Origin of the sequence: Mesorhizobium sp. M7A.F.Ca.MR.362.00.0.0 (assembly GCF_004023175.1) — a bacterium.
Taxonomy (GTDB): domain Bacteria; phylum Pseudomonadota; class Alphaproteobacteria; order Rhizobiales; family Rhizobiaceae; genus Mesorhizobium.
Window position 1 is genome coordinate 13,277 of record NZ_RZTF01000065.1, and the last position, 8,566, is coordinate 21,842.

5 protein-coding genes and 1 pseudogene are annotated in these 8,566 nt (G+C 60.1%); 2 read left to right on the forward strand and 4 right to left on the reverse strand.

What is annotated here, in order from left to right; all coding sequences use genetic code 11:
* From EOC06_RS11565 to EOC06_RS11575, 3 genes are all read right to left on the reverse strand, one after another.
* The coding region (locus EOC06_RS11565; RefSeq protein ID WP_245469500.1) for an O-antigen ligase at nt 1-1,144 on the reverse strand (1,144 nt) is incomplete at its 3' end.
* Complete coding sequence (locus tag EOC06_RS11570; RefSeq protein WP_127326944.1) at nt 1,141-2,349, reverse strand: glycosyltransferase family 4 protein; 1,209 nt, start codon at nt 2,347-2,349, stop codon at nt 1,141-1,143. The genes EOC06_RS11565 and EOC06_RS11570, both read right to left, overlap by 4 nt.
* Before the next feature lie 511 nt (nt 2,350-2,860).
* A complete protein-coding gene (locus EOC06_RS11575) occupies nt 2,861-4,624 on the reverse strand; it encodes a calcium-binding protein (protein WP_128307789.1) in 1,764 nt (587 codons plus the stop codon).
* 454 nt (nt 4,625-5,078) lie between these two features.
* Between EOC06_RS11575 and EOC06_RS11580 the strand changes: the two genes are divergently transcribed.
* The gene (locus EOC06_RS11580) at nt 5,079-6,830 is read left to right on the forward strand and encodes a type I secretion system permease/ATPase (protein ID WP_164898546.1); all 1,752 of its coding nucleotides are present in this window, start codon (nt 5,079-5,081) and stop codon (nt 6,828-6,830) included.
* Nucleotides 6,823-8,199 carry an HlyD family type I secretion periplasmic adaptor subunit gene (locus EOC06_RS11585; protein ID WP_128307791.1) on the forward strand — a complete coding sequence of 459 codons (1,377 nt, stop codon included), beginning with the start codon at nt 6,823-6,825 and terminating at the stop codon, nt 8,197-8,199. The genes EOC06_RS11580 and EOC06_RS11585 overlap by 8 nt, the downstream gene beginning before the upstream one ends.
* A 174-nt stretch (nt 8,200-8,373) precedes the next feature.
* Here the strand turns inward: EOC06_RS11585 and EOC06_RS11590 are convergent.
* A pseudogene (locus EOC06_RS11590) lies at nt 8,374-8,566 on the reverse strand (LysR family transcriptional regulator); the annotation flags it as partial.

Genomic DNA, 8,566 nt, shown 5'->3' on the forward strand with positions numbered 1-8,566 from the left:
TGAAGATTATCGTCGAGCCCCCGAGCACCAGCAGGGCGTCGAATCCCGCTCGCCAGGCGAAGGACATGGCGGCTCCCACGATCCAGACCAACGCCATAACGGCAAGCAATCCGCCCTGCAGGTAAAGGTCGAGAACGGTGTTATGGGCCTCGAAAGGTCGCTGCAGAAATTGACGGTCGGCGACGGGAGGCCGCTCGAGGTGGGGCCCAGGGCCCAGTCCCAGGGACCCGGATTTCAATCCTATTTCCACAGCCTCCTGCCACAGATAAAGCCGGAGTTCGAACGTTTCGACGGTCCGTTCCCCGCCTTCGTCTTTGGTAAGGCTCTTGGCAAAATTGGCGACGCTGGTCTCTTCGGTGAGCGCGTACGGCGTCATTGCAAGCGCTAGAGGCAACGAACCCGCCAACAGCAGAATTGCCACCATGCGGGGCATGCTGGCGCGGCCACTCGTTGTTATCCATGCACGAAGCCGCAATCCGATAAAGATGAGGCAGCTCAGGATGCTGGTGTAGAGATAGGTGTCGCTCTTCGTCAGCCGGCCGACATAGAAGGTCAGGAGCAGGCATGAGAATGCAAGCAAACGAGCCCATGGGTTGCGGGTGGTCGTAGCAAGATGCAAAGCCAGTGGGCCAAACAGCGCGCAATAGAGCGCAAGTTGGTTCGGGTTCTCGGACCAGCCACGGAACCGGTCCCAGAACCAGGGATCGACGCCGGACTGGTGGATCGCACCATAAGCCAAACCAAGCTGTATCACAAAGGCCCCATTGGCAAACGCGACCACGCACCATGCGCTGCGGCGCAGATGCCGATCGGCGTCCGGCTCCGCCGCGGCCAGGCACGTAAAGCTTGCCAGCAACACATAGGCCATAACGTCATGTACCAGCCCGGCCAGGTAAAGAACGGTGGTCAGGTAACCGACGATCGTGCCGATCCCCAAAGCGAGCGACAGGAGCAGCCAGAAGCTCGCCAGTTGGACAAAAGCGGGTGTGATCTGGAGACGACCGCCGGCGAGTATTCGTCCAATCGCCAGAACGATCCAGATCGCGATGAACAATTCGCCATATCCGAGCGGCAATCCCGGAACGCCAAGTTGCGTCGCATAAGACATCGCAACTCCCAGGGCGAGCAAGGCGTCCCGGATCATTGATGTGCCCCGCCCCGGTGATTTGCGAGGCCGCCTCCAAGCCCAACGGCAGGGAGCGGTCGCATGTGCCCCGCGCGGAGTGTGTTGTCGTAAAGATCGCAGTACTGGTCGACCACCAGTGGCAGGGCAAATTGCCTCCGGACAAGTTCAACAGAACGGGCGCCCATCGCCTTGGCCGCCGCGCGGTCGGACAGCAAGTCTATCGTTCGCGAGGCGAGGGCATCGGCATCATGCGGCGCAACCAGGTAGCCATTCCATCCGTCTTCGACGACGTCGCTGCAGCCAGGCATCCTTGAGGCTACGATGGGCAATCCCGCCAGCCCCGCCTCCAGCAATACACGCGGAACCCCCTCGCGATACTGAGTGGGAAAGGCGAATACATCGGCCATGCCAAGGAGATCGGCGACATCGCGTCGTGGACCCAAGGCCAGCACATGAGGTGCATGCCGATCGAGCTCCGATTTGTCGATTGCGAATGAGCCCTCGGATTCTCGTGGGCCGACGAGCACAAACCGCGCCGCGGGCCTTGCGGACAGGATGCGGGGGATCGCATTGAGAAGGGTCGCCACGCCTTTCTGGCGCGTCAAACGGCCGACGAAGATCACCACTTCGGCGGACTGAAGGCCGAGGTCCTTTCGCATCTTCGTTGCTGAGGACCCGAGATGGCGCACCGTTGCGAACGCATCGACATCGATTCCGGAACTGCGTATCAGTCGCGAAGTTCCGCGGCCGATCAGCCGAAAGCGCTCGAAGAACAGTTGGTCGTCGCGATTTTGGAATACGGTCGCTGCCGTCCAGGAAGACGCAAGCCATTGCAGTGCGCAATAGACCGGACGCAAGGCCAGGGCTCGAGGCTCCAGCGATGAGAACGTCCACCCCAGTCCGTTGATGGTGCGAATGACCGGAACAGTTCCCTGTACCGAAAGGGGCGTCAACAGATTTGGCTTGGTGTCGAAGCTCTGGATGATGTCAGGCTGAAGCTCCTGCATCAAGCGGCGCATCGTTCGGAGAGTGCGCCATTCCCCGCCTCCGCTTGCAAAGCGGTCGAAGGAGAACCTGTGATGCGAAATGTCATGCCGAAGAAATGGTACGGGAGAACCGCTCGAGACCGCCGTAACGCGAAAGCCTTTCTCTCGCAGCGCGATGAGGAAGGGAACTCTCAAGGCGTGATCCTCGCCTCCCACGCAGACCAGGTGCGGGTTCATCTGCCTCTCCCAAGCGCACTGACCGATTGGCTCTCGATGCTGCCATGGCCAGGTTTCATCACCTCTGAGCGCATGCCGCCCGAGTGCACGCTAGGGGGACACCAGGTGCCTGTCCTCGTCCGTTTGAATGACACAAGGGATGTTTGGAAGGGTAGCGACCAGCGAGGCGAGATTCCCTCGCGATTGCCGGAGCGTTCATGCGACTCGTGTCTTGCGGGATGAGCGCGGTGCTTGCCTGAGCCGGTAGGGGTGGCTGGTCTGCATCACCTTGGTTGTCCAAGGTTTTCGAGTGTCCAATTGCGGCGGCGCGGTGCCTGAGCACCGCGGTTCGCTGATGGCAAAAAATCTTTGACGCGTAGTTGCGCTGGGCCGTCAAGTCGGCCCTCGGCCTGCGTGGCCGGTCTTCAGGACGGAACCGGCACGTCAGCTGTTGGTCCACTCATCCGGAACATCTGTCGGCGAGGCCCAGGGGCCTCGCCGACTTCTTAGAGCATTTCTTCGCTGGGCTGGTTCAGGTGACCAGGAAAGACGATGCGGTAATCGACAGATGCGGAGAGAGGCTCGCGAAATGGATCTGGTTTGCGCCTCCGACGCCGTCGCTGTCGAAAGAAAGAGCTCCCGTCGAACTGTTGTAGACAATGTGATCGGAACTGTCATGCGCGGCTTTGCCGGCAAAGAAAGCGTCCGACGAGAGGCCCCCCTGATCGAGACCGGCAAAGATGGAATGATCGAGGTGGATTTTGTCCTGGGCTTTGTTGAAATCAGTGATCCTGTCGACATTTCCGTCGCCAAGAGCGGTACTGAAAACGAAGACATCACTGCCGCGGCCGCCGGTCAAAGTATCGGCTCCACCGCCGCCGTCGATCTTGTTGGCGCCGGCGTTGCCTTTGACGGTCTGAGCGAACTCATTGCCCGTCAGGTCGATCGCGGCCTTGCTGGACGCCTTGCTGGTCGCGAGTTGTTCGATGTACGAGCCAGCCGATAGGGCGAAACTCACAGAGGCGAGGACTTTATCGATGCCGCTGCCCTTCTGCTCCACCACCTTGTCGTGAGCATTGTCGACGGAGTAGGTGTCATTGCCACCATATCCGGTCATCTTGTCGGCGCCACCGCCACCATTGATCTTGTTGGCGCCGCCATTCCCGTAGATGGCTTGGCCGAATTCATTGCCGGTCAGGTTGATGGCCGTCCTGCCCCCAGAGCTAGCAGTGGAGAGCTGCTCGATATGTGAGCCCGCAGAAAGAGCGTAGCTGACCGAGGCCATGACCTTGTCAGTGCCGCCGCCTGGCGCTTCCATCACCTTGTCACGAGCGTTGTTGACAAAATATTTGTCATCGCCCGTCGTGGCGTGAAAACGATCTGCGCCGCGCGTGCCATGGAAGACATGATCGCTGTCCGACGGGGCCGGCGCGGCCGGAACTGGAGCGGCGGCGTCTGTCGGAGGCGTGGCCGGAGCAGGGGCGGCGACGTCGGTTGGAGGCGGGGTCGTGGTATCGATCGGATCGGTTACAGGGGGGGCGGCCGAGCCACCGGTGCTTTGGAGATTGTGCTGTTGGAACAAAGCCTGCAACTCCGGCGAATTTTCCAGAGCTGTGTCACCGTTCTGCGAGCCCCAGGCATAGGCATAATCGAAGGCAGGCGACGGAACCAGTGCTGCCCAATGATCTATCATCGTTTGCATCTGTTCCGGCGTCGGCATCTGATGCTTCCCGCCCGTGTCGGTGGTCCAGTTGCCACCGCCAAAAGTCTGATAGACTGGAATGATTTTGTCCATCGGGATGCCGGACTTGACGGCCGCAGCCACGGCCCTGTCGATCATGTTGTAGTCGACCGTGCTCACGTCATCGCGCACCGGGTAGGGGTCCAACCCATAGTAGTCGATGCCGGTATTTGCCGGATTATACGTGTTGGAAAAATCCGGGTTTGTTGGAGAGCCCATATTCATCATGGTGATGAACGTCTTGGCGCCCGGAAAATGGGAATGGATCCAGTCCGACTCCGCCTTCAGGGTTTCGGCACTTGCATATGTGCCCCATCTGCCGGTGGGATCTGGCTCGTCCATCAGGAAGAACCCGAACACCTTGGGATTGTTGAGAAAAGGCGTAACTTGTTCGATGAAAGAGGAGGTGACGCCGTCGTGGGCGCTGAGATAGACGAGGCCTTTCATGCCGTCCGGCAAAGCATTGACCTGCGAGAGATATTGAACATCGACCAGGTTGAACCCGGCGGTTGCGACTTCGGTGGCTGATCCACCGGACGCATAATGGAGTGTCATCCAATGATCCTTTGGTTGATTCGATTTATGCCCCGCGTCTGCTTAGGTGATTGCTACATTAGGATGAAATCAAATACGAAACACAGCGGGATAGAATGTTTGATTGATCTAAGTTGTTACTCAGTAGCAGGTATTTTGCTCAGCCGATCGTGGCACCTTTGAAAGTGTTTGGGAGCAAGGACATACGCCTCTTTGGCCGGCTCCGTTCTGACCAGTTCCTTTAGCGAAAATCGTCATCTTTCGGGAAGTTATCCCCAGACAGGGAGACGTCGGCGGTCGCGTTTCGCTGGTTCAGGCCACGAATCCGCTGCATTTTCCTCAAAGTCGACGTATGTAAGCAGAGCGTAATAAGGGGGGCGACGGATAGCGGCTGCTATGCGCACTAAGAAAGGTTTGAGCCATTACAACTTACGGAAGTAACGGCGCGGCAGTGTCGCGCGAACGACCGCTGGTCATGAAAACATCGGGGGCCGGTTCTCCCGAGCTCCGTTCCGCCATTCTCGCCTGCATGCCTGGGCTGCTTGGCGTGGCCCTGTTCTCGGCAGTGATAAACATTCTCGCTCTGACCGGTTCGGTCTACATGCTGCAGATCTATGATCGCGTTCTGCCGTCGCAGAGTGTTCCCACCCTGGTGGGGTTCACGATCGGAATGCTGGGCCTGTATGCCGTATACGGGCTTCTGGATTTCGTGCGGCTTCGCGTGCTGGTCCGCATCGGCAGCCGGCTCTATAGGAACTTGCAGCAGAAGGTGTTCTCCATCTCCCTGTCCCTGCCGCTCAAGGCAGGGCGTGATGCGGACCGTCTGCAGCCTTTGCATGATCTTGACCGACTGCGCGGCTTTCTCTCCGGAACGGGACCCACGGTCATCTTCGACGCCCCGTGGATCCCCTTTTATCTGCTTATCATTTATTTGCTCCATCCTTCGCTCGGCCTGCTGGCGACGGTCGGTGCGATCGCCGTGGTCCTCTTAACAGCGATTGCGGAAGTGTTTAGCCGAGGCCCCGCCGCGCGTGCCTCGGAGGAGCTGCTGTCGCAGCGGGCGCTTGCCGATTCCGGCCGCCGCAACGCCGAAGTCGTTCACGCAATGGGGCTTTCTGGTCGACTGGCTCGACGCTGGAGCGAGGTCAGCCGAGCCTATCTCGCCCAGCAGGAACGTCTCTCGGACGTCGTTGGTGGCGCCAGTTCGCTGTCGAAGGCCCTGCGGATGGCGTTGCAGTCCTGTGTTCTCGGTCTCGGCGCTTACCTGGTGATCGGCGGCGAGGCTTCACCTGGGGTGATCATCGCATCTTCCATTTTGCTTGGCCGCGCCTTGGCTCCGGTCGATGCTGCGATCGCAAACTGGAGAGGCTTTCTGTCGGCCCGGCGCAGCTATTCCGAGCTGGCGGCGGTCATGGCGGCATTCGGCCGCCAGGACGAGCCAATGGAGTTGCCTCGGCCGCAGGCGCGGTTTGCGGTCGAGCAATTGACCATTGCGCCTCCCGGCTTGCCAAAGCCAACCGTGGTCAATGTGAGCTTCCATCTGTCGAGAGGCGCTGGGATGGCCGTAATCGGCCCAAGCGGTTCCGGCAAGACAACTTTGGTGCGTTCGTTGGTCGGGGTGTGGAAGCCGCTCCATGGCTCGGTGAGATTGGACGGCGCCTCTCTCGATCAATGGAACTCGGAACAGCTCGGCGCCCATATCGGCTACATGCCGCAGGATGTGGAGTTGTTTGACGGCACGGTAGCAGACAACATTTCGCGGTTCCGAGGCAAGACGGATCCAAAAGGCGTCCTTGCGGCGGCAAGAGCAGCCGGCGTCGAGAAAGTGATAATGCAACTCCCTCAGGGATTTCAGACCCGCATCGGCGAGGGCGGAGCGGCCCTGTCGGCAGGGCAGAGGCAACTCGTGGGTCTCGCCCGAGCACTTTATGGCGAGCCGTTTCTTGTCGTGCTCGACGAACCGAACTCGAACCTCGACGTGGACGGGGACGCTGCCCTGGCCGGCGCCATACGGGCAGTGCGTCAGCGCGGAGGCATCGTCATTGTCGTTGCGCATCGTCCCTCAGCTCTCGCCAACATCGATCAGGTACTGGTTATGTCGAATGGGACGGTTCATGCCTTTGGCTCGCGCGAAGAGGTCTTGGCGAACGTGCTCCGACCGTCACCGCCTGTTCCACCTCGGCCATCTTCTTTGGCGCCGATACCGGGGGTTGCCGGGCATGCATGAGGCTCTGCTCGAAACATTCGTCACCTTCTCGTCGTATGCTCGGACCCTTCGTGGCAGCAAACCGCCTGCCGTGAGCGCGCCAGATCTGTCGGACGGTATACGGGCCAACCTGATATTCGGCTTGGCGATTACCGGTCTGCTGGTTCTTGGCGGTGGCCTGTGGCTGGGGTTGACCAACATCGCCGGCGCTGTGGTTGCACCAGCCACCGTGGTGGTGGAAACCAACGTCAAGAAGGTCCAGCATCAAACCGGAGGCACAGTGGGCGGGATCTTCGCGCAGGACGGAGATCATGTACGAGCCGGCGACGTGCTGGTCAGACTGGATGACACGCTGACTCGTGCGAACCTGCAAATCATCAGTGAGGATCTCGATCGCGCGACCGTCCGCCTCGCCCGGTTGGAGGCCGAGCGCACGGGCCTGGCGGAAATGCAGCTGCCGGCCGGCCTGAAGGCGCGAATGAACCAGCCGGAGCTGGCTGCGCTCGTCAATGGCGAGCGCGCTCTCTTTGAAACGCGCGCTTCGGCTTTGGCTGGACAGAAGGCACAGTTGAGAAGCCAATCCCAGCAACTTGAACGTCAGATCGACGGCCTTAAGGCGCAGCAGAGCGCGGTGGATGAATCGGTTGCTCTGCTGAACAAGGATTTCGCGGACGTTGATTCCCTCTACGCCAAAAAACTCGTCTCCAAGGAGAGGCTAAGCAACATCAAGCTGGATGCCACCCGGGCCAGGGGAGAATCGGGGCGCCTCGCTGCAGCAGTAGCTGAAGCGCAGGCGCGCATCAGCGAAACGGGGTTGCAGATGCTGCAACTGGATGACCAAAGGCGCACTGACGTGACGACCGAACTCCGCGAGACGGAAGCTAAGCAGACCGAACTCAACGAACGGAGGATTGTGGCCCAGGATGAATTGACCAAGACAACGATCCGCGCGCCGCAGTCCGGAACGATACAGGAATCGGCTGTCCATACCGTCGGCGGCGTTATCGCGCCTGGCGAGATGCTCATGACCATCGTACCTGATGCCGATGATCTTGTGGTGGACGCGCTGATCCCGCCGTCGCGGGTCGACGACGTCCGCCCGGGGCAGCCGGTATCGATCCGTTTTCCGGCGTTCGACGTGGGAACCACTCCGGTCTGCCAAGGGTCAGTGAAACACATCTCGGCAGATCTGATTAAAGATCCGCAACGTCAGCTTTCCTATTTCTCGGCGCGTATCAAGGTTGAAAGCAAATCGAACTGCCTGACCGAAGCGAAGGTGCTGAGGCCAGGTATGCCCGCCGAGGTTCATATCCGCACCGATGAACGCAATGTCTGGTCCTATCTGTTGAAACCCTTTGTGGACCAGATGTCCAAGGCGTTTACGCAGTGATGGCGAGGTGGAGGAGGGAGAGCCAATAGGATATCGGGATTTCTGGCGGCCCGACGGCTTTTGGGGGCGGGCGGCCGTCGAGCCTAACCGGCGACGCGGGGATGAAGCGCCTCCGGCTGGAGGAAACATGCGCGTTATGTGACGCCACCGCATCATTCGAATAGCGAGGCCGGATTACCGCCCCCAGACGACGGCATTCTCGTGCCGTTTGATGATGTGCTTCAGATTCTCGAAGGCGGTCGTGACGTGGCCGGCGAAGCGCTCTGCCGCGGGCGAGCGTGGCCCGCTGACCCGGCGCAGGATTCCAAGCGAGCGGCTGGGCTGCGGAATTTCATAGGGTAGCACCGTCACCCGGTTTTCCTTGCGC

Excerpts from the sequence above, each read along its gene's own strand:
- EOC06_RS11570 (WP_127326944.1), bottom strand. The coding sequence starts at position 2,349 with ATGAACCCGCACCTGGTCTGCGTGGGAGGCGAGGATCACGCCTTGAGA.
- EOC06_RS11575 (WP_128307789.1), bottom strand. The coding sequence starts at position 4,624 with ATGACACTCCATTATGCGTCCGGTGGATCAGCCACCGAAGTCGCAACC.
- EOC06_RS11580 (WP_164898546.1), top strand. The coding sequence starts at position 5,079 with ATGAAAACATCGGGGGCCGGTTCTCCCGAGCTCCGTTCCGCCATTCTC.
- EOC06_RS11585 (WP_128307791.1), top strand. The coding sequence starts at position 6,823 with ATGCATGAGGCTCTGCTCGAAACATTCGTCACCTTCTCGTCGTATGCT.